This window comes from Streptomyces sp. NPDC036984 (genome assembly GCF_055607665.1).
The window spans coordinates 14,096-34,529 of record NZ_JBVJRL010000039.1; the positions used below are offsets into that span (position 1 = coordinate 14,096).

The 20,434-nt window shown below is 69.1% G+C and carries 21 protein-coding genes and 4 pseudogenes; 13 read left to right on the plus strand and 12 right to left on the minus strand.

Going from position 1 to position 20,434, the window contains the following annotated elements:
• Positions 1-41: 41 nt before the first annotated feature.
• Complete coding sequence (locus ACZ7DL_RS37730; RefSeq protein ID WP_470781422.1) at positions 42-863, minus strand: SCO6745 family protein; 822 nt, start codon at positions 861-863, stop codon at positions 42-44.
• A 3-nt stretch (positions 864-866) separates the two neighbouring features.
• Positions 867-1,748, minus strand: a complete 882-nt coding sequence (locus tag ACZ7DL_RS37735; protein WP_470781424.1) for an alpha/beta fold hydrolase — start codon at positions 1,746-1,748, stop codon at positions 867-869.
• 350 nt (positions 1,749-2,098) lie between these two features.
• On the opposite strand from ACZ7DL_RS37735, the gene ACZ7DL_RS37740 reads away from it, so the two are divergent.
• Positions 2,099-2,572 carry a hypothetical protein gene (locus ACZ7DL_RS37740; RefSeq protein WP_470781426.1) on the plus strand — a complete coding sequence of 158 codons (474 nt, stop codon included), beginning with the start codon at positions 2,099-2,101 and terminating at the stop codon, positions 2,570-2,572.
• A gap of 734 nt (positions 2,573-3,306) precedes the next feature.
• Here ACZ7DL_RS37740 and ACZ7DL_RS37745 read toward each other — a convergent pair.
• Together ACZ7DL_RS37745 and ACZ7DL_RS37750 are read right to left on the minus strand one after the other, a co-directional pair.
• A pseudogene (locus ACZ7DL_RS37745) lies at positions 3,307-3,680 on the minus strand (transposase); the annotation flags it as partial.
• Positions 3,681-3,716: 36 nt separating this feature from the next.
• Positions 3,717-3,971: a DUF6332 family protein gene (locus ACZ7DL_RS37750; RefSeq protein WP_470781428.1), complete on the minus strand. Its 255-nt coding sequence runs from the start codon at positions 3,969-3,971 to the stop codon at positions 3,717-3,719.
• A gap of 248 nt (positions 3,972-4,219) precedes the next feature.
• Here ACZ7DL_RS37750 and ACZ7DL_RS37755 point away from each other — a divergent pair, with 248 nt between their 5' ends.
• The 5 genes from ACZ7DL_RS37755 (at position 4,220) to ACZ7DL_RS37775 (ending at position 8,340) form a co-directional block, all read left to right on the plus strand.
• Positions 4,220-5,410, plus strand: a complete 1,191-nt coding sequence (locus tag ACZ7DL_RS37755) for a carboxylate-amine ligase (RefSeq protein WP_470781430.1) — start codon at positions 4,220-4,222, stop codon at positions 5,408-5,410.
• 282 nt (positions 5,411-5,692) lie between these two features.
• Positions 5,693-6,934, plus strand: a complete 1,242-nt coding sequence (locus ACZ7DL_RS37760) for a PP2C family protein-serine/threonine phosphatase (protein WP_470781432.1) — start codon at positions 5,693-5,695, stop codon at positions 6,932-6,934.
• A 229-nt stretch (positions 6,935-7,163) separates the two neighbouring features.
• Positions 7,164-7,310: a hypothetical protein gene (locus tag ACZ7DL_RS37765; RefSeq protein ID WP_470781434.1), complete on the plus strand. Its 147-nt coding sequence runs from the start codon at positions 7,164-7,166 to the stop codon at positions 7,308-7,310.
• Positions 7,307-7,912, plus strand: coding sequence for a PRC-barrel domain-containing protein (locus ACZ7DL_RS37770; RefSeq protein WP_470781436.1), 606 nt, complete (start codon positions 7,307-7,309; stop codon positions 7,910-7,912). The genes ACZ7DL_RS37765 and ACZ7DL_RS37770 overlap by 4 nt, the downstream gene beginning before the upstream one ends.
• On the plus strand, positions 7,912-8,340 hold the full coding sequence (locus tag ACZ7DL_RS37775; protein WP_470781437.1) for a PRC-barrel domain-containing protein: 429 nt from the start codon (positions 7,912-7,914) through the stop codon (positions 8,338-8,340). Before ACZ7DL_RS37770 ends, ACZ7DL_RS37775 begins: the two co-directional genes overlap by 1 nt.
• Positions 8,341-8,528: 188 nt before the next feature.
• Here ACZ7DL_RS37775 and ACZ7DL_RS37780 read toward each other — a convergent pair.
• Together ACZ7DL_RS37780 and ACZ7DL_RS37785 are read right to left on the minus strand one after the other, a co-directional pair.
• Positions 8,529-8,836, minus strand: a pseudogene (locus ACZ7DL_RS37780) (IS5/IS1182 family transposase); the annotation flags it as partial.
• 183 nt (positions 8,837-9,019) lie between these two features.
• Positions 9,020-9,700: an HAD family hydrolase gene (locus ACZ7DL_RS37785; RefSeq protein ID WP_470781439.1), complete on the minus strand. Its 681-nt coding sequence runs from the start codon at positions 9,698-9,700 to the stop codon at positions 9,020-9,022.
• 72 nt (positions 9,701-9,772) lie between these two features.
• Between ACZ7DL_RS37785 and ACZ7DL_RS37790 the strand changes: the two genes are divergently transcribed.
• The 3 genes from ACZ7DL_RS37790 to ACZ7DL_RS37800 all read left to right on the plus strand — a co-directional run bounded on the left by ACZ7DL_RS37790 (position 9,773) and on the right by ACZ7DL_RS37800 (position 12,246).
• Positions 9,773-10,561 (plus strand): GNAT family N-acetyltransferase, encoded by a 789-nt coding sequence (locus ACZ7DL_RS37790; RefSeq protein WP_470781441.1) that lies wholly within the window; start codon positions 9,773-9,775, stop codon positions 10,559-10,561.
• Positions 10,474-10,854: a VOC family protein gene (locus ACZ7DL_RS37795; protein WP_470781442.1), complete on the plus strand. Its 381-nt coding sequence runs from the start codon at positions 10,474-10,476 to the stop codon at positions 10,852-10,854. The genes ACZ7DL_RS37790 and ACZ7DL_RS37795 overlap by 88 nt, the downstream gene beginning before the upstream one ends.
• Positions 10,855-11,358: 504 nt before the next feature.
• Positions 11,359-12,246 carry a hypothetical protein gene (locus ACZ7DL_RS37800; protein WP_470781444.1) on the plus strand — a complete coding sequence of 296 codons (888 nt, stop codon included), beginning with the start codon at positions 11,359-11,361 and terminating at the stop codon, positions 12,244-12,246.
• A gap of 158 nt (positions 12,247-12,404) precedes the next feature.
• Here ACZ7DL_RS37800 and pdxR read toward each other — a convergent pair whose 3' ends face one another.
• Positions 12,405-13,931 (minus strand): MocR-like pyridoxine biosynthesis transcription factor PdxR, encoded by a 1,527-nt coding sequence (gene pdxR / locus ACZ7DL_RS37805; RefSeq protein WP_470781445.1) that lies wholly within the window; start codon positions 13,929-13,931, stop codon positions 12,405-12,407.
• Positions 13,932-14,016: 85 nt separating this feature from the next.
• On the opposite strand from pdxR, the gene ACZ7DL_RS37810 reads away from it, so the two are divergent.
• Complete coding sequence (locus ACZ7DL_RS37810; RefSeq protein ID WP_470781446.1) at positions 14,017-14,772, plus strand: metallophosphoesterase; 756 nt, start codon at positions 14,017-14,019, stop codon at positions 14,770-14,772.
• 218 nt (positions 14,773-14,990) lie between these two features.
• On the opposite strand, the gene ACZ7DL_RS37815 is transcribed toward ACZ7DL_RS37810, so the two are convergent.
• The 4 genes and pseudogenes from ACZ7DL_RS37815 to ACZ7DL_RS37830 all read right to left on the minus strand — a co-directional run.
• A complete protein-coding gene (locus ACZ7DL_RS37815) occupies positions 14,991-15,791 on the minus strand; it encodes a hypothetical protein (RefSeq protein WP_470781447.1) in 801 nt (266 codons plus the stop codon).
• Positions 15,792-16,122: 331 nt separating this feature from the next.
• Positions 16,123-16,716: a VOC family protein gene (locus ACZ7DL_RS37820; RefSeq protein WP_470781449.1), complete on the minus strand. Its 594-nt coding sequence runs from the start codon at positions 16,714-16,716 to the stop codon at positions 16,123-16,125.
• 420 nt (positions 16,717-17,136) lie between these two features.
• The gene (locus ACZ7DL_RS37825) at positions 17,137-17,568 is read right to left on the minus strand and encodes a DUF5959 family protein (protein ID WP_470781451.1); all 432 of its coding nucleotides are present in this window, start codon (positions 17,566-17,568) and stop codon (positions 17,137-17,139) included.
• A gap of 104 nt (positions 17,569-17,672) precedes the next feature.
• Positions 17,673-17,834: pseudogene (locus ACZ7DL_RS37830) on the minus strand (DUF7919 family protein); the annotation flags it as partial.
• A 380-nt stretch (positions 17,835-18,214) separates the two neighbouring features.
• Here ACZ7DL_RS37830 and ACZ7DL_RS37835 point away from each other — a divergent pair.
• Entirely contained in the window at positions 18,215-18,760 is a 546-nt protein-coding gene (locus ACZ7DL_RS37835) for a hypothetical protein (protein WP_470781452.1), read from the plus strand.
• Positions 18,761-19,018: 258 nt separating this feature from the next.
• Positions 19,019-19,459, plus strand: coding sequence for a VOC family protein (locus tag ACZ7DL_RS37840; RefSeq protein WP_470781454.1), 441 nt, complete (start codon positions 19,019-19,021; stop codon positions 19,457-19,459).
• 299 nt (positions 19,460-19,758) lie between these two features.
• Here ACZ7DL_RS37840 and ACZ7DL_RS37845 read toward each other — a convergent pair.
• A pseudogene (locus tag ACZ7DL_RS37845) lies at positions 19,759-19,884 on the minus strand (IS630 family transposase); the annotation flags it as partial.
• A 103-nt stretch (positions 19,885-19,987) separates the two neighbouring features.
• Here ACZ7DL_RS37845 and ACZ7DL_RS37850 point away from each other — a divergent pair.
• Positions 19,988-20,359, plus strand: coding sequence for a transposase (locus tag ACZ7DL_RS37850; protein ID WP_470781456.1), 372 nt, complete (start codon positions 19,988-19,990; stop codon positions 20,357-20,359).
• Positions 20,360-20,434: the final 75 nt, after the last annotated feature.

Here is a 20,434-nt window from a genome sequence, read left to right on the forward strand (position 1 = left end):
GACCGCCGAGCCACCACTCGTCTCCAGGCACGGGCCGGCCGTCAGCCGGGCTTGAGGAGGCCGGCCTCGACGACGGCATGGCCGAAGGGGCGCGCGAGTTCGGCGAGACGCTCACAGTCGGCCTCACCCAGTGCGGCGTAGGCGGGAAGGGCCAGTCGGTCGGTGCGGTCCTCGATGTGTGCGCGCAGCAGTGCGCCTTCCGCGCTGAGGGAGTCACCGTCAAGGAGGCCTCGCTCGCGCAGGCGCTCCCGGGTGGCGGCCCACCGGTCCTCGGGCCAGGCGCGGCTCGCCTTGAGGAAGTCGACGGGAACCTCACCGGTGGCGGCGTGCAGAATCAGGGCCTCCAAGCCCCCGACACCCTCGCTCAGCAGGCACGCCACATGGCCGTCTCCACGGAACTCCCGGAGCAGCGTCTGGGCGTGCCACAGTTGCAGCACCGGCTCCTCCGGCCAAGGCAGCGCGGCATGCGCGGCGAACAACGGGCGGCCCTGAGCATGGTCGCAGGCCGCCTCGGCCGCCCGGCGGGCCAGCGCCAGGACCTCCTCCAAGTGGGGCAGTTCGTGGATTCCCGCCCGCCGCAGGGCTTCGGCCGCCGCGGCGTACCGCGCGTCCAGCACCTGCTGCGGCGTCGTCGCGTCCCAGGTCCCGACGACCGCCTGGCGTACGACATCAGGATTGAAGTTGTAGAAGGTCGAGATCACCAGTTCGGCGGAGGCCCGGCCGAAGGCGGCGCTACGGGAAGCGAAGTACCCGGCGCGTCCACCGAGTCCGAGGTCCTTGTACCGTCGCCTCGCCTCGGGAGCGAAGTAGATCATGCCGTGTACGGGCTCGAGGCGGCGCCAGGCCGCACGCGCTGTCTTCATGGGTCACCTCTTCGGAGAGTCGTCGAGCGGGGTGTGCGCCGCGGTCGCGTACTCACCGTGCCTGCGCAGGTGTTCCAGCAGCCGGCGGCTCAGCGTCTCGGGCGCCTCCTCCGGGACCCAGTGGCTGACGCCCCGAAGGGTCTCGAACCGGTACGGCCCGTTGACCCACTGCCCGGTCTGCTGTGCGGCCGCCGGGCCGAACGCGCCGTCCTCCGTGCTCCACACGTACAGCGTGGGCACGTCGATGACGCCGATCGCGCCGTCGGGGCGGCCGGCCCGGTACCAGTTCAGCGCCGCGGTGAGAGCGCCCGGCCGGGACAGGTGTCGTACGTAGGCCTCGGCACTGTCCTGGGGGACTTTTCCGGCGTAGAAGGCGTGAAGCTCCTGGGCGTCGTGGGCGAGCATGCGCTCTTCGGTCGCGGGTGTCTCGCGCCAGTCGATCATGTAGCGCGAGCGTTCACGCTGATCCTGTTCGGTGCTCAGGGTGGCGGCCAGAGCGCCGGGGTGAGGGGTCGAGACAACGGTCAGGCTGCGCACGCGGCCGGGGTGGGCATGCGCGGTCCACCAGGCCACCGCGCCTCCCCAGTCATGGCCGACCAGATCGAACGCCGCCCAGCCGAGTTCCTCGGCGATCGCGATCACGTCGTCGACGAGAAGGCTCATGCGATAGTCGTCGGGCCGCTGAGGGCGGACGCGAGGTGAGTACCCGCGCTGGTCGGGCGCCACCACCCGGTAGCCGTCCGCGGCCAGTGCCGCGATCTGCCTTTGCCAGACCAGCCCCGTCTGCGGGAAGCCGTGCAGCAGCAGCACGGGGCGGCCCTCGGGCGGACCGGCCACGATCGCGTCGAACACGCCCGCGACCGTGGGAATGCTCAGCTCGGTCACGAGACCTCACCTTCCATACCGACTAGTCGGTAGCCTTCAGGTCGAGCCACCGGCTGTCAAGGTCGCGAGCGGGGGGGCAACTTGCTGAACAGGACGCCGGATTCGACCACAACGACCGGGAGGCCGACTCCCGTCACTCGGAATGTCCGCTGCACGCAAGTTGCGCCAGAACCGGATCTGACTCTGGACCGAAGTGTGTGGAGCGGTTGCTCTCCGTCGCAGCATTGCCCCGGACAGGCACTCAGTCGGTGAGATCACCGGTTTCGGACGGTCCACCTGGTGCGCCGTGGTCGACGAGGCCCAGGAGCTCTGGGCCGGGATGCCGGAAGCGGCCAGTAGCCTCAGGCACCATGGGCATTGAGATCGATGTAGTGGTGAGTTACCCGATCAACGATGAGATGGAGAGGGTGCTCGGGTTGGCCGAGGCGGTCGGCGAGCCCGTCACTGTCTCGTTCATGTGGGAGGGGCGCGAAGAGGCGGAACGCGCGGTGCTGGTGCCCGCGGCCACGCTGGCACTCTGGGAGCATTGGGCCCCTACCGCCTACCCGACGAGTGGCGCTGGGGAAGAGGACCGGGCTGTGACGGAGGAGCCGGAACTGGCCCACCCAGCGGAATTCGGCGCGTTCACGCTCTTTCGTCGTCGCGTAGGAGGGCGCACGGCGGTTGCTCGCAAAGGCGTGGTGGTCGCCGAGCTGCTGGACCCCGACGAGGCGCACTGGCTCCAGGAGAAGGCCCGCAATGTCCGTCAAGGCTTCATGGATCCGAAGCAGAAGGCGGCGTTCGAGGAGTTCCTTGCCCGGCAGGCATCCCTCGATGAGCAGTGACGCGCCGACTCGTTCGTGGCTTACTGATTGGTCTTCGGGCTCTGGCCCGGTTCATGTGGTGTGGTGACGCTCGGTCACGCAGGCTTGCGAAGGGTCCGAAGCCCGCGCGGTCGGACATCTGGCGCATGAGCATCTTGATGCGGTTGGGCATGGCCTTCCACGACACCGGAGTTCCCGGCCATGGTCAGGCGGCGAAGCGCGTTGGCGTGGGCCGGGCCGGCCGTTGCAGGAGGGTACGGATCAGGGGCGCGGCGGCGTAGGAGCCCAGTGGGGCATCGTCGGCGGCCAGGCTGCTGGTAGGGGCAGGTGCGGGCAGCTGCCGGTAGGCGCCCGCTGCGCGAGCCTACGCGTGTGGGGTAGATCAATAGCCAGGGCCGGCCGGGGCGGCGCATGTACATCGGGTCCACGACGAAGTGTCGCCCGGGTCGTGCTCACTGCGAGGGGACGTGCCAGGGCGATGACTGCCAGTACCAGCTGGGGGCGAAGGCGGCGAGCAGGGTGGATTACGGTGCTGGGCCGTTTTTTGGACCACCTCGCTGACCAGACGAAGAGGGCGGCGAGGTGGAGTCCGGCGAGGTAGACGGTGCCGGTCTTGCCGTACCGGGTGGCCAGGCCGCACCACCGCTTGAGCTGTTGATGCAGCGCTCGACCGTGTTGCGTCGCCTGTGGGCGTCGCGGTCGAAGGCCGGTGGTCTGGCCGCCGCGGCTGCCGAGGCGTTGGCCGTTGGAGGCCTGGTCGGCGAGTTGCGGGAGCACTGTGCGGATCCCGCGCCGGCGGAGATGAGAACGGGATCGATCGCGCACCTCGACCAGTCCAGGTCGCCTCGGGAGCCGAGTTCGTCGAGGACCAAGCGGCGGCGCTTGGCCCACACCCTGGCCTTCGTCCACTCGGTGAACCTGCGGGTCGTCGCACCGGACGGCCCGAACGACGCGGCAGGCAGCTGCTGCCACGTACAGCCCGACGTCCCACGAACACGATCGCCGCCAGCACCTCCCGGTCGCCGTGGCGGCGCCGGCCACCACCCTGAGGCCGCGACGGCGCCTCCGGCAGCACCCGCTGGAACAACTGCCACAACTCATCCGGCACCAGCCGCTCAACGAGCCCCACGTCGCCAGGCTACCGACCTCAAGGAGAGCCCCGCAGTCAGCGGCCCATTCGGCGCTGCTCGTCGAACCGACGCAGCACCCGTACCAGACGCCACATTCCGGCCGTCGCTCCGAGCAGTGCACCCCCCACCGACACGTCCCTCCTCACTGAACCGGAAATGTCAAAGGCCAGTGCGAGAGTCAGAGCGACGGCGAAGACCACCGCACCCAGCGCGACGGCAGTCACCAGGGCGAAAACGATCTCCACTGTCATTGCGTCCTTTTCCCACCGCGACTCACGGCCCATGTCCATGCTTCAAGTCTCACATCACGGTCAAGCCATGGCGCCTGGGCCGGACAGCCTGACTCTCACGCGCGAAGGCGCACTTACCGATTGAGATGACTTCTCACACCACGCGCGGCTCCCTCCTCGCGCAGATCGCCGTCGAGGGGTGCTGAACCGGCCTCACTCCCGTGAGCCGGTACCCGTTCGCTCAAGCCACCGTACTTGTCTCACCGTCGACGGGTCTCGTTGTCGCCGTGTGTGACAGCATGACTACCGTGACCAGTGAAGAGCGGGCGCAAGCGATTCCGGAAGTTCCTGGTTCAGACACCGTCGGTACCGGCCCCCTGGCAGGCTGGGGCAGCGGGCCGCTGACGATCGGTGCCGAGGAGGAGTACCTGCTGGTCGACCCGGTCACGCGGGAGTTGAGGCCGGAGGCGCAGAAGGTGGTGGCCGAAGCGGCCGACGAGCTCGGTGACCGGGTGACCACGGAAATCACCTGCTATCAGATCGAGGCGCGTACCGAACCGCACACCAGCCTGGATCTCTTCGCGGAGGAGGTCCGCTCGATGCGGGCCGCTGTGGCGCGAGCCGCCGCTCGCCATGGCCTGGGCGTCATCTCCAGCGGTACACCGGTCCTGGAGCAAGTGATGCCGCCTGCGATGACCGACGGGCCCCGCTATGCCGAGAGCGCAGCCTTGTTCGGTGCACTGGACGACGAGCAGAGCATCTGTGCTTGCCACCTGCACGTCGGCATCCCGAACGTGGAACTGGCGCTTCAGGTCAGCAACCGGCTGCGGAACCGGCTCCCGGTCCTGATCGCGCTGTCGGCGAATTCACCGTTCTGGCAGGGGCGGGACACGGGATACGCCAGCTGGCGCCAGCTGGCATGGGCGCGGTGGCCGGCCGCGGGTCCCCCACCGTACTTCGAGTCTCCGGCACACTTCGATGGCCTCGTCGCCGACTTCACTGCGACCGAAACCATCCTGGACCGAGGCGGGCTGTACTGGGACATCCGGCCTTCCCACCACGTCCCCACCCTGGAGATCCGAGTCGCCGACGCAGCGGCCACCGTGCAGGACACCGTCGCACTCGCCGGCATCGTCAGGGCTCTGGTGGCCACAGCCCTCACCGACATCCACGCCGGGAAGCCTGCTTTCCGGCCCCCGGAACACGTTCTGCGCACGGCATGCTGGCGCGCAGCGCGCGACGGCCTGGCCGGCGATGGCGTCGACCTGCACAGCCGCCGTCTCATCCCGGCGACCGTGCTCGCCGAGCAACTGCTGGCAGAGCTGCGCCCTGCGCTGCTGCGGCTCGGTGACCTGGACACGGTCCTCGCCGGATATGCGCGTCAGTGCGTCGTCGGCACCGGCGCCGACCGCCAACGCACTGCCCATCGAAGGCGCCGCAATCTCATGGACGTTGTCGACGACCTGGTGGGTGCCATGACTGCCGTCGACGAGTCCTGAAGAACGGGACAGGGGCAGACGCGGGTCAGGGATGCGGGTCAGGCGCAGGAAACAGCCGGCACCCGGCCTTCCTCGTCGTTGGAGTTCGGCGGTCGTGAGCAAGGCGACCGCGCTCCCCCTGTACCTCGACATCACCGACTGAGGGCGGCAGCGTTTCAGAGGCGTCGCGTCGTGTGATCCGAATTCCTCGAGCAACGCGACGAGCGGTGTCGATCACGCAAGCGCAACGCTCGGGCGCATACTTTCCGTGAGGAGACTCGGCGGCGGGACGGGAGACCGCACGTGACCACACCGCAGATCGATTACCGGGCGTTGTTCTCGGTGACGCCCAGCCCCTACCTGGTGCTGAGTCCCGACCTGGTGGTCGTCGAGGTCAACGAGGCCTACCTGCGGGCCACGGGCCGCACCCGGGAAGAGTTGATCGGCCGGTACCTCTTCGATGCCCATCCCGACAATCCGGCGGACCCCGACGCCGACGGGGTCCGCAATCTCAACGCCTCTTTGCAGCGGGTCCTGCACACGAGGGAACCGGACACGATGGCGATGCAGAAGTACGACGTCCCGGTATCGGGCCGTCCAGGGGTGTTCCGGGTGAAGTGGTGGTCGCCCATCAACACCCCGGTGCTGGGGCCCGACGGAGAGGTCGCGTGGATCATCCACCGGGTGGAGGACATGACCGAGTTCGTGCTGTCCCACCCCCACCGTGCGAGACCGGAGGATCGGTATCGTGAGCGGGCCGCGATGGAAGCCGAACTGTTCGCGCGGGCCCAGGAACTCCAGCACCTCAACGAGGAACTGCGCGAAGCCCACAACCGGGAACGCCGCACCGCCCTCACCCTCCAGGAGTCGATGCTGCACTGCCCGGACCTGGGCGGCCACAGCGACATCGCCGTGCGCTACATGCCCGCCACCCGGTCACTCAACGTGTGCGGCGACTGGTACGACGTGGTGGACCTGCCCGACGACGCATTCACCGTCACCGTCGGTGACGTCGTCGGCCACGGCCTGGAGGCCGCCGCCGTCATGGGCATGCTCCGCAGCACCCTGTCCGCCGCCATCCGCGCCCTCCACGAATCCGGAAAAGCGATGGATGTCGTGAGCCTGTACGCCCGGAGCTGCGAGGGCGCACTGGCCACGACCGCGGCCCTGGCCGTCATCGACACCCGGCACCGGCACATCACCTACACCAGCGCGGGCCACCTGCCGCCCCTCATGTGCCGGGCCGACGGCACCGTGCTGCTGCTCGACCAGGCCACCGACCCCCCGCTGGGTGTGCCCGCCGGCCACGCCCCGCGCCCTGAGGCCACGGTGCGCTACGCCCCGGGCGACACCCTGGTCCTCTACACCGACGGGCTCATCGAACGCCGCGGCGAGGACATCGACGCCGGCGTGCAACGCCTCATCGACGTCCTCGCCCAGCACGCGCGCCTGAGCCCTGACCAGCTGGCCGACACTCTCCTCCCCCGCCTCGGCGTGGCCGACGGCGGACAGGACGACATCGCTTTGATCATCGTTCGCCTGTAGACGGCCTCCGTCGGTTCGGCGGCTTCCCTGCACATTCCGATGGCTCGCGGTTCGCCCCGGCGGACCCCGCCCCATGGCTGCCCTGAACATTCGGCTCTTGTCCGGTTACGCCCCCTGCCCGGTCCGCACTGGCGTTCTGTGACGCGTGTCCCCTCCGCACTGCGGGCAACCGGAAGGGCATCGGGAGCTCCGGTACTACGGGAGACATGTCCACAGAGGAGGTCGGGCGATGGTGTGGTGGCTCTGGGTGGTCTTACTGGGCGCGGTGGTCGGGCTGGTCGCCGCGGCGACGCTGGCGGTGCAGGCCAAGCGGCGTTCCGGGACGGTGATCGCGGTGCGCGGTGGTCGCCGGGTGCGCCGAGGAGGTGCGGGGTGATCACACTGATGCTTGCATCCGACCTGACCAAGCGGATTGTCGTGACCCTGGGCGGCGAGGCGGTGGCGCAGATCAAGGACACCGTCTTCGACGCGGCGGCGGGCCGGATCACGGGTTTCACTCTCAGTGGCCGGGGCCTGCTCGCCGGGCCGCTGAAGCGGAGTCTGCCGTTTACGGCGGTGCACGCCGTGGGGCCCGCTGCCGTCATGGTGCCGAGTGAGGCAGTCCTGGAGGATCGCGACGCGATCGTGGACCACGATGCGACCGAAGGCGGCCAGGTGATCGGTGCGCCGGTGATCACCGACCAGGGCACCGAGATCGGCACCGTACGCGATGTCGTGATCGAGGCCGGTAGCAGCGGGCGTGTCGTCGGCTTCGCCATCGCCACCAACGACAACGTCGACCCCGAGCGGCGTACGAGGTTCATTCCACGCGGGGAGACACTCGCCGTCTCCGGTGAGGCCATGGTGGTCCCCGTGCAGGCCCGCCACTTCGTCGCCGACGATCTGCCCAGCTTCGGTGCCCAGGTCGAGGCGTTCCAGGCCGGCGCCCGGCAGCCGTACGCGGACGGCTCCGCACGTACTGAAGGGGGACTCGCATGATGCTCTTCACGCAGACCCGGAATCTTCCGGTGATCTCCGCGGAGGAGGCGGCGACGCTGGGCACGGTGAACGGCCTCACCATCGATGCCCATACCCGGAGCATCGCCTGTCTGCGGCTGTCGAAAGCAGCGAAAGACCATGCGGTCATCGGCTGGGGCGCGGTGGAGGCGGTGGGACACGACGCCGTGATCGTGCGCTCGCGGGTCGCCGCCGAGTCGGGGCCCAAGGACATGCCCGAGCACCACGAAACCATCGGCAGCCGAGTTCTGACCGAGCACGGTGTCGAGCATGGCACCGTCAAGGACGTCGCCTTCGATCCGGTTTCGGGAAAGGTCCTCACTCTGTACACGGCGCTCGGCGACATCGAAGGGGACCGTCTCATCGGCCTCGGTTCCTACGCCGTGGTCGTCCACGGGGAACGCGGCTGATGGCTGATCCCGCGAGCGCTTCGGCGTGCGCCGATCACTCGGACGGCCGCGTACGGGGAAGTCCTCGCGGGGCAGTCGACGGGTCGTACCGGCGGTTGCGTCGGGTCGTTGCCGCGAGGGACAGGCTGCCGCTGTCGGAGACGTTGTCCCGACCGGACCCTCTGGCTCCGCTGGCTGACTGACCTATCTCACCGTGTCAGTCGGCGATGGGTGATGAGGGCTGCTGTGACGCCGGCGAAGGACAGGACGTGCTCGGGCTTGCGCTCGTAACGGCGGTGCAGGCGTCGACAGCAGGCCGGCCAGGACACCGTTCTCCCTACGACCCGGCGGCGACGGCCGAGCCTGTTCGATGATTCGGTGCCCTTGCGGGCGATCCCAGGGGGATATTCCGCTCTCGAAGCCATCGCCACAGCTGGGCGTAGCCGTACCCCTTGTCGGCGTGGGGCCTGTCGGGCTTGCGTCGACCAGGGCCGCGGCGGCAGCGGACCGGAGTAATGCTGAGCTGTGGAACGCACAGGTTCGCGTGAGCCGCAGACGTGCTCGACGCGGGCGTGCTCGACGCGGGCGTGCTCGACGCGGGCGTGGACATGGCGCTGACTTACGTTGTGTAGCTCTCCACGTCGGGAGTCAGCTGCCAAGGCCCGTGCCGGTACGGCCCGGTGCCGACCGACGGACAGCCTCAGGCTGCGGCCTCCCCGTGAGGCCCGGAGACGAAAGCCAGGATGTGCGGGACGGCCTCACACAGACTGACGAAGTGGCGATGTACGCCCTCCACAGCGACGGCGGCGTTCACGCCCCACACGGTCATCCCCGCGCCCCGTCCGGAGTGCACTCCGGACGGGGCGTCCTCGATGACCAGGCAGTCTCCCGGCGCGGCGCCGAGCTGCTCGGCGGCTCGCAGATAGGGGACGGGAGAGGGCTTGCCCTCTTCGACGGCGGCCGCGTCCACGATCACGTCCGGCAGGGGCAGGCCCGTCCGGCGGAAGCGGCCTCGCACCCGGTGTTCGTAGTTCGAGGTCACCAGCGCCCAGGACCCCGGTGGCAGGCCGTGCAGCAGCTGCGACGCACCGTCGAAAGCCGTATAGACGCCGGATCGGACGTCCTCGTCCTCCAGCTCGTGCAGCAAGGCCAGGCACTCGTGGGGATCCCGGTCCGCTGCGACCTGGGCGAAGGTCTCCATCGGCCGGGTACGCAGCGCCACCTGATAGACCTCGTTCGCACCCAGCCCGTACCGCTGCGCCCAAGTGGCCCATACCTGACGCTGGTTGCTCACCGCGTCGATCAACGTACCGTCGACGTCGAACAGAACGCACTTCGTGCGGCCGGGCCGCGCAGATTCACTCGTCACGCAGTTGATCATGTCAGGCAGCGGATCGAGCGGTCGATGCCGGCTGATCCGGTCCGTGGGAGGCGGTGAGCGGATCATCGCCGCATGCTTGGGGCCATCGCGCGCAAGCACCGCACCTGCTGGCCCTGGCCCGAACTGCCCGAATATCCCGGCTCCTTCAAGACCGGGCATAAACGACTGCTGCGGTGGGCGGTACGGGAGAAGATCTCCGCCGCGGTCCTGGCCGCAGCGGACGCCGACGACCACATCACGCTGCGCGCTGTTCACGCCACGGCCCCGCCCGAAACCGCCGACGACTACCGGCTGCGCACCTGGACCCGGGCCGGTGTCACCCGCACCCTGGTGCGCACCGTCGGCGGAACCTTCGCGGCGCGCGGTCAGATCGCCGTCACCGGCCCCACCGCCGTCGTCGACCAGGTCGAGACCGACCCGGCCCATCAACGCCGTGGTCTGGGACGCCTGGTGATGCGGACGCTCGTCGACGCCGCCGCCCGACAGGGCGCCTCGGCAGAGCGTGCTGGCCGCGGCATCGGAGGGCCAGGCCTTGTACGAGACAGTGGGATGGCGCGTACTGGCCCCACCGACCGGCGCCGTGCGGAGCTGAGGCCTACTCCATTCCTTTCCTTGCAGGCCACCTCACTTGGCGTGTTCGGCAGGCAAAAAAGCCCTTCGCACCTGCTCGCCTCGCCCGGTGCGGGGTCTCGAACGTGTCCCCACTGCGGGGAGCCCAACAGCTCCGCGCGCGGCCGCCCTGGCGGTTCCCACGCTGAGAGCAGGTGTCGTCCATGGCATGTCGTATCAGTGAGCTCGTGCTCGGTTGCCGCGACCCGGAGGTGCTGGCGCGGTTCTGGTGTGCAGTCCTGGACTTCGTAGTGCTCGGTCGCGAAGAGGACGGCAGCATCGAGATCGGGCCGCGCGAAGAGTTCGGCGGCCCACAGCCGACGATCTTCCTCAGCCGCAGGGACGAGCCGGAGCAGGGGAAGCCCCGGCTGCACATCGACGTCAACGCCACCGACCGCGATCAGGACGCCGAGCTCGAACGCCTCCTCAAGCTCGGGGCGCGCCCGGCCGACATCGGCCAGACCGGCGAGGAGTGCTGGCACGTTCTCGCCGACCCCGAGGGCGATGAGTTCTGTCTGCTGAAGGCCCGCCTCGACCCGCTCTGACGGCTTGGTGTCCCCGTAGGGCCCTGCCGGCAAGTGGTGATCTTGATTGGTGGATCGCGGTCGGGTGATACGCCGCGATGACTGCCTGATGCTGAAAGGGAGTTCACGCGGCCGCCCGCCAGCCGGAGGCGGTGAACGTCAAAGAGCAGCGTCCCGGTCACCGGGCCCATCGCAGGGGCGCCGGGGCCGACGACACGGCGCCCCGGTAGGCGCCCACCGGCCCCCCGTCCGCGGGCCGCCGTGCGTTCGCGCACAGATCGCATGTGACGGCGATGTACGGAACGTGTCACAGGGCTCGTACCGCCAGGCCCCGCTGCTTCCCCCAGTGCACCGTCGGTGGGATGTTCACCGCCAGGAGCGGCCGGAAGCAGGCCGCGGGGAGGGATCGGGGTGGACGCCTTGACGCGGCAACAACACAGCACCGGCAGCGACAGAACCGTCGGAAAAGCTCGGAGCATCAGCAAGGCCGGCGCACTCGCCACAACGCGGCGCCGCCGTGCGGCGGTGACCGCCACGGCGCTCGCCATGGCCGTACCACTGACCCTCGGCGGCGCAGGAGACGCGGGGGCGGCGGGAGACCACCCGATCGTCTTCGCCCGCTACACCGCGGCAGCGCCCATCGAGGACCTCTACGCGATCTCCCCCGGTGGCGGCACGCCCGTCAAGCTCACTCACACCTCCACCGTCAGTGATGTGATGCCCAGCTGGTCCCCGGACGGCAAGCGGGTGGCCTTCGTCCGCCATGGATCCGGTGGCGTGATCGACGGCATCTGGACGATGAAGACCACGGGCGGCGGCCTGAAGGCCGTACCCGGCACCAAGGGCGCCTCCGACCCGGCATGGTCCCCGGACGGCAAGCGGATCGCCTACGCCAAACCGGTCGGCACCCAGCGCGAGATCTATGTGGCCGACATCGACGGCACCCCCGCCACCCGGCTCACCCACACCACGGCGGACGACCTCCATCCGACCTGGTCCCCGGACGGCAAGTACCTGGCGTTCAACCGTGCGGACGCGGCCGGACACAGCAGGGTGATGCGGATCCGGCTGTCCACCCTGGCTCAGACGGCGGTCACCGGGTCCAGCTCCCACGACTGGACGCCCGACTGGTCGCACAAGAACCGTATCGCCTTCAGCCGGGTGGACTCCTCCGGCTTCGCCCACCTCTACAGCATCCGCCCCGACGGCACCGGACTGCGCCGCATCACCGCGGCTCGCCTCAACGACAAGAACCCCTCCTGGTCCCCGGACGGCAACCGCCTGGTCTTCACCAGAGGCGGAGGCGACGACGCGGACCCCGAACACCTTTACCTGGTACGGGCCGACGGCACCGGACTCACCCAGCTCACCAAGACCGACTCCCATGACCTGGAGGCTGACTGGCGCCCGTAAGGCGCCGGTTCAGCGGCCGGTGGCCTGCCCTCGTTCGGCGAACGGGGGCAGGCCCGCGCGATTAGGGCGGTGGAAGGGGCGTACCGGCAAGTGCAGCCCGCCGTCGGCGGGGTACGCACGAGCGGTACTCATGTGGCCACAGCTCTGACCATCGCCACTTACATGTGCGGCGACGTCCGGACCCGCGGCCGTTCCGCTGCCTGCCGTCCGCGCTGATCCTGGTTCCGGCTGCCGTTGGAACAGCCCGCCGCGTCAGCCGTCTCGGGGTGGGTTCTTCCCTTCGGTCTGGTCGCCAGCTTCGCGAGCGTCCCGAACAGCGCATCGAGAGCGGGACGGTAGGCGTGTGCGGGCGGGGCTGCGAAGCCGACGAGCAGGCCTGCCGGGCGCCCGTGGGGTTCGATGTGAAGTTCGGCCAGGCCGCGCAGGGCAATTCCTTCCCGGGCGCACAGGGAGAGGACCTCGTCTTCGGGTGGCCCGTCGGCGGGGAGGGTCACGAGGGTGTGCAAGCCTGCGGGGACGCCGTGGGCGGTCAGTCCCGTCACAGCGGACAGGCGGGCCAGGAGCAGTTCCCGTCGTCGGCGGTAGCGCAGGCGGGTGGCGCGCACGTGGCGGTCGTAGGCGTGAGTGGTGATCAGGTCCGCGAGGACGAGCTGGGAGAGGCTCTCGGTGTAGAGGTCGGCTTGCTGCTTGGCTTCTACCACCGGCTTCACCAAATGGGGCGGTAGGACCAGCCAGGCCAGGCGCAGAGCCGGGCCGAGGGTCTTGGAGGCGGTGCCGGCGTAGACGGTCCGGTCCGGAGCGATGCCCTGGAGGGCGCCGACGGGTTGGCGGTCGTAGCGGTACTCGCCGTCGTAGTCGTCCTCGATGACCAGCCCGCCGGTGGTGCGGGTCCAGGCGCCGACGGCCTGGCGGCGTCCGGGGTGGAGCGGAACACCGGTCGGGTACTGGTGCGAGGGCGTGAGCAGCACGGCGTCGACCTCGTGCGTCAGCGCGTCCACGCAGGCACCGTGGGCGTCGACGGGCATGGGCGGGGTGGCAAGTCCGGTGCGTTGGACGGCGGCCCGGAAGACGTTGTGGCTGGGATCCTCGACGGCTACCGTCCTGGCACCGCCCCGGGCCAGTACGCCGCTGAGCAGGCTCAGGCCCTGGTAGTAGCCGGCGGTGATGACGATGCGGTCGGGGGTCGTGACCACGCCGCGGGTGCGGCCGAGGTAGTCGGCGAGCGCGGTACGCAGTTCGATCCGGCCTTGCGGGTCTCCGGCGCCGAGCGCCACCGAGCGGGAGTCCGCAACCGCCCGGCGTGTTGCCGCGAGCCAGGCCCGGGCAGGGAAGGCGCTGACATCGGGAAGCCCTGGGCGCAGGTCGTGGCGGGGAGCCGCCGGCATCGGTGCGGTCGAGAGGGAGGTCACGGCCTTTGGCGGGATGTCGGCCACGGTGGTGCCCGATCCGGGCCGGGTGGTCAGGTAGCCCTCTTCGACCAGTTGGTCGTAGGCGGCGGTCACCGTGCCCCTGGACAGGCCGATTTCCCTTGCCAGCCCCCTGGTGGAGGGCAGGAGCGTCCCAGCGGCCAGGCGCCCCTGGCGGATCGCGTCGCGCAGTGCCGATTCCAGAGCCGAACGGCGGCCTTTCGAGGCGTCGAGATCGATGTGCAGGTCGACACGCGAACCGGACCAGGTTTTCGGCACGGAACTGGATCTTACTCCTGGTCCGGTGCCCTCCTAGTCTCAAGCCCAAGTGCTCGACAGCCCGACCGCGACAGGATGTATCTCGATGATCGTGATAGCCCATCTCAGTGACACTCACATCGACAGTGAGCCGCGCAGCATCGAGCGCACGCGGGCTGTCATGCGCTACCTGGAAGAGCTGCCGTACGACCTCGACGCGGTCCTGGTCACCGGAGACATCACCGATCACGGTCTGCCGGCCGAGTACGAGCAGGCCCGTCGGCTCTTCTCCTCGCGGCACCCGGTGATGCTCTGCCCCGGCAACCACGACAGGCGTGACGCCTTCCGCACCCACCTCCTGGCGCAGGCGAGTTCGACGGCTCCGGTCAACCAGGTGCACCGAAGTGCCGGCGTCGTCATCGCGATGTGCGACTCTTCGGTGCCGGAGAAGGACGAGGGCTTCCTCTCGGACGACACCTTGGCGTGGCTCGAGGACGTCCTGACCCGGACCTCCGACCGGACGCCCGTGCTGATCGGCTTCCACCACCCGCCGGCGCAGTTGCACGTCCCGTTCATCGACGGCATCCGCCAGTTCGGTGCGGAGCGGCTCGTGGCCCTCGCTGACCGCCACCGCAACATCGCGGGATTCCTCTGCGGCCATGCCCACACAGCCGCGGCGACCCTCTTCGCCGGACGCCCGCTGCTGGTGGCCCCTGGAGTCGTCTCCACCCTCCGTCTTCCCTGGGAACATCGCGCGCACCCGCAGGACCATGTCCACCTGGACCATCCACCGGCGCTCGCGTTCCACATCCTCGACGAGGCAGGGCAGTTGACCACCCACTTCCGTCACGTCCCTATGTGAGCGTGCCGCACCGGCTGCGGAGAACCCACTCCAACACCCACACACGCGACGCGGGTACGAAGGCCGGCTTCGAGCAGGAGCACGGCGGCTGTCGGTGGCCACCATCAGCGGGGCGGAGGCGTTCGCCAGGCCGGCGTGGAGGCTCTGTTCATCGCGTACCCGTTGTGGCTTGACGGGAACAAGGCGCAAGCAGGGCACGGCCCAGTGACGGCGCCGGGTCAGCAGGTGATGGTGACCCAGGTGTGTGCGGGGAAGGTCCGCACGCCGGATTCCCTGCCGCTTGCCAGGACATCGAGTTCGCTGCCGGTGTTCGGGGCGAGGAGCCGGAACGTCAGCTTGGCGTGGCCTGTGGAGTCGAATACGCCGCTGGCTCCCGAGGTGTACCCCTTGTGGCCGGGTATCCAGTAGTCGGCCCAGACCGCCTGCCCCGCGTACCAACCGGCCGGGTAAGGAGCGCCGTGGGCGACATCCACCGTCACGATGTCCTCGCGGACATAGGCCGTTCGTCCGTTGATGCTCAACTTGACGGTCGTGCACTGCTGGGAGACGCCCGCCACCTCGACATAGTTGTTCCATGACGACCTGTTGACGGCAGTCGTGTTGTCCCGTGTGCAGGGGGCCAGCGCAGTTCTCACCGTGTTGCTGTAGTACGTGCCGTCTGTCCAGCTGACCTGGTAGGAGACGTCCAGCTCCGCGCCCAGCGGCGGGGACCCCACCGTGAAGGTGAGCGTGACGTTCGACTTCACGGGATCGAACTTCCCGGTGGCGGTACCGGTTTTGGCGGTGCCGACGACGCTGTAGGTCGCGGTGATGCTTGAGTTGCCGGGGTCGTGGCCGGCGGCCTCGAGGTTCAGGGTCACCCGGTCGACGGGTATCGCGATCGTCGTGGGCCCGCTCCCGATGGTCTCCACGGCGCAGTGCTGGTCCATGTTGGCCGCCACCGGCCCGTCCAGGCCGGCGAAGGCGGGTGACGCCCCGGCCGCGGTCAGGCCGACCAGGATCGCGAGGGCAGCGGTCACTGCTCTCCAGGTTCCCCGGGCTCTTCGTGTCCCGATGGCTCTCCCTGTCCCGCCGGCTGTCCCTGTCCCGCCGGCTCTCCAGGACTTCCCAGTCATTTCAGCTGCTCCCCCGTGTGGTTGGTGCTGAACGGTGCTGTCCACGTGCGGCGGCAGAGACGCCGGGACGGCTTCCGCGGTTCCGAACGCGGCGGGCCCGGCACCCGTCCAGAGCAGTCGTCCAGGTCCAGCAAGTCGGCGCGGCGCAATGCGGTCAACTGGGCGGCGGGCGGGCGTGGCCGGACGCCGGCCTTGGTCCAGCCCCGCAGCCGGCGTGGCCGCGGTCGGCAAAGGGTCAGCACGTGACGTGGAACTCGTTCCCACCGGCGTCGAGGAACTCGCCCGGTTCCCGGTCGCGATGGGTGACCTGCAACCGCAGCCTGTTCCGCGCCGCCTTCGGCGCCGCAGGCGGCCCCATCACCAGCGAGACCGTGCTGGTGGGCCTTCGGCGCAGCCGTGCGCCCCAGTTGTGGGACTCGACCACGTGCCAGCCGGCCTGCGACTGCCAGAAGGCGCACTGTGCGGAGCGGTCCTCCTCGGCCACGTCGAGGCAGATCGCGACGAGGCCGGAGTCGGCGAGCACGCCGGGGTGACCGGGACGCAGCACGCAGAACTCGTTGCCCTCCGGATCGGCCAGCACGTCCCAGGGGACGTCCCCTTGGCCGATGTCGAGCCGCGTCGCACCGAGGGTGAGCAGGCGCGCCACCTCGTCCTCCCAGTCCGGCCCCCCGGCCAGGTCGAGATGGAGTCGGTTCTTGTGCGCGGCCTTCGGCTTCGTGGTCGGCACGAAACACAGCTGCAGGCCGCCCGTCCGGCCCCGCGTCGCGTCCATCCAGAAGCGGTCCATGCGCACGGCATCCAGCGCGTCGATCACGATCCCGGTCAGCATCCCGTTCCCCCAAACCGTCGAACCCGTCGCCTGCTCATTGTCACCGTCGCCGCTGCCTCGGGCGGGTGCGTGTACCGACCTGGCGCTTCAACGCTGAGAACTCCTGACCTCGAAGCCGTGCCGCCGGTGCGCGGCAGGCGCGGCCGCCCCAGGCATCGGCCGGACATCATGCTTGGCGACCGCGGCTGCGACCATGACAGGTACCGCCGTCTCGTCCGGGATTTGAGCGTAAAGCCTGTGAACGCTCGACGCGGCACCGGCCACGGGTCCGGACTCGGCACTCAACGATGGTTAGTCGAGCGCGCCTTCGCCCATCTCCACCGGTTTCGCCGACTGCGAATCCGTTGGGACGCCCTCGACGACATCCACGAAGCCTTCCTGCCCCTCGGCTGCGCGCTCATCTGCTGGCGGCGGCTCGTCTCACTGATCTGGCAGCATCGGAACCCAATGATCCATCACCTGGCGCAGACGCATGCGGTGGTCGGCAATCCAGTTGTCCGGCGGGACGAGTGGCACCCGCACGGTGACCATGGACCCGGACTCGTCTTCCACAACCACCTCCGGGCAGCCACGCTCGCCGGTGAGCTGGATGAAGATGGACGGCCCCCTGCTCCTCTCCATCCAGGCCACGTCTTCGCCGCTGTCGAGCCGGTCCAGCGCGTCGGCCCATTCTTCCAGCCTCAAAACGTACAGCGCGAGGTCGATACGGCCGGACACGAAGGGCGTCCTGACGACGATCTCGGCCTCGAGTCCTGCGGTCCACCTGGGGTTACGTCCCAGAACGTTGACCGTGACGCTGTTCCCCTCATCATCAGCGAGGAAGATGAGCTCCCTCGGGGGACTGCCGCCCATGCCTGCCCTTTCGTCCGCGATTCGTGAGAGATCATCGCCTGGTCGGGCGGGCATCCGCCACGCCATTTTGTCAGCGGTTGTGAAAGGACCTGCGCGGCGTATGCGATGCCGGGCTCACCCGGGATCCGTATCTCCCCATTCCCCTCCGGGGCCTCTGCCTCAGGACACAGACCGCATGCGTGGACGCCGAGGCAGACGTTCATCCACTGGACTTTCCGGATGGCCTTCAATTTCTCGACGAAGACCGTGGGGACCCGTCCTGTCGGGTATGGCCTGCCGAATTCCTACACCCGCACATCATCGCCGCATGACGAATAGGCAGTGGCCCCGGCTGGATCCGTTGTTGCCGCGGGGCATGAAGCGGGGCGCGGGGCCTGCCCGCGCAGGCGCCGGATCAAGACGACCCGTTCGATCCCGGCTGACCGGGTTCTCAACCGTCGGAAGCTCGGCTGCCGAGGCGGGCGGCCGCCCGCTCCGAGGGCCGTCTCTCCCTGACCGGCCAGGTGCGGGCCATCCGGGCGAGGCGCTGGGCCCCTACGGCATGGTGCCTAGGGCCGCGGCGCCCCGCGGCGGATGCTGATGCCTCCCCCCGCAGGAGAGGTCCGTGAGTGATCCCAGCCCCCGAGTGACCCCGAGGCCGACACCCGTGGCGGCACGCGATGACATTCCCGCTCCCGGGGTCATCGGCATCGGACTCGCCGCGGTGCTGACATTCGCGCTCGCCCAGGGCTCCTGGCAGTGGTTCGCCACGTTCATCGGGGTGACGCTCCTTGCGGTGATGCTCGCCTTCCAACGACGGGCGGAGTGGACGCCGGGCATTCGCTCGGCGTACATGCGCGGCCTGGTCGCGTACTCGCTGGTGGTCGGTCTGTGTGTGGCGGTCGCCCTTGCACCCCTGCTCCAGCGCCGGGCCTGGCTGTTCCCGATGCCGGGCACGCGCAGCGAGTGCGGCCTGATGGGCAGGTACGAGGCCCTCCAGGCGACAGCCGCACTGGGGAAACTGGCCGGCAATGACGGGGCCGCTCTGGCGTTCGCGCAGGACGTCCGGGCCCGCAAGGCCGTTGCCGAGTGCCTGGCGGCCACGACGACTCTGTGGCTGCCGTTGTACGGGGTGGGGGCGGCGGTGCTGGTGGGGGCAGTTGCGTGGTTCCGCGACCGGGCCCGGGCCCGGCGGTCGCCTGTCGACTACTGAGGTTTTCGGTGTGGGGTGATGCCGTGGCGGCGTCGTGATGAGATACGGCCGAGACCGACTCTCGCCATACGGACCCAGTGTCCTCCGCCTGAAATCCGATGCACCTGTCTGGATTCGCCGGATGGCTCGTATGGGACGACCGCTGGCCGAGTCGACGTTGTCCCGCCGCTCGACCCCGACAACCATAAGAAGGAGTGGTGACCGGCGAGACGGCCGGCTGAGCCGACGGCGTCGGACCCGGCCAATATCCTTGGGGACATGACCATTCAGCGCATGGACAACGTCGGCATCGTCGTCGACGACCTCGACGCCGCCATCGCTTTCTTCACCGAACTCGGCATGGAGCTGGAAGGCAGAATGCCGATCGAAGGACGCTGGGCGGAAGACGTCGTCGGGCTCGACGACATGCGAAGCGAGATCGCCATGATGCGGATCCCGGACGGCCCGGGCCGGATCGAACTGGCGAAGTATCACACCCCCAAGGCGATCACCCCCCAGCCGGAGATCACCCCGCCGAACACGCGGGGCCTGCACCGCGTCATGTTCGCCGTCGACGACATCGAGGACACCCTCGCCCGCCTCCGCCCGCACGGCGCCGAACTCGTTGGCGAAGTGACGCGCTACGAGGACAGCTACCTGCTCTGCTATCTCCGCGGGCCGAGCGGAATCATCCTCGCGCTGGCCGAGCAGCTGAGCTGAGAAAAAGGGAGTCCGCTCACAAAGGCGCCGATCCAGTATCCTCCGCCAGGAATTCGATGTAGAGCTGGGATCTGGCCACAGACCGTCGGTAAATGGCGGCGCCGCTTCAACGAGCGGCGACTGGAAGACCTCGTCGTCGAGCCACGTCCGGGGGTCCCCGCACGATCGGCGACGAGCAGATCGAAGCCGTCGTCGTGGCGACACTGGACCGCACTCCGAAGAACGCAACCCACTGGTCGGGGACGTCGATGGCCGCCGAGTCCGGCCTGTCGGAATCGACCATCGGCCGGATCTGGAAGGCGTTCAACCCCGCACAGGACCAGGGCCTTTTCCAACGGGTCCAGGTACAGGCCGACGACATCGCGGACTTTGTCGATGAACCGCGGGTCGGTGGACAGTTTGAAGGTGTCGGCCTGGTGTGGCTTCGTGGACGAGAAGTCGCAGATCCAGGCACTCGACCAGTCGGCTCGGTACTGCCGATGATGCCCGGCATGCCCGAGCGCCGCACCCCGGCACAGGTCCCTGGAGTTGCTCGACGCCGAAGTCCCGGCCGAGCTGGATGTTCACCTGATCTGCGACAACTGCACCACGCACAAGTCCCCGACGATCCAGCGCCGGCTGGCCGCCCACCCCCGCTTCCACATGCACTGCACGCCCACGTACTCCTCGCGGTTGAGCCAAGTGGAGCGCTGGTTCGGGCTTCTGACCGACCAGCGGCTGCGACGCGGAGTCCACAAAACGGTCCAGGCGCTCGAGAAGGAGATCCGCGCCTGGACCAAGTCATGGAACGACGACCCCGCCCGTTCACCTGGGCCAAGACCGCCGACCAGATCCTGGAACGCCTGCCCGCATATCCTGATCGGATTACTGGCGGAGGACACTAACCTCGATCTTGCGTGATGGGCTGTCAGCTTGCCGATGGGCCGTTCTTCCCTGTTCCTCGGTGCTGTTTTCGGCGCGCGAGCAGGCCGATGG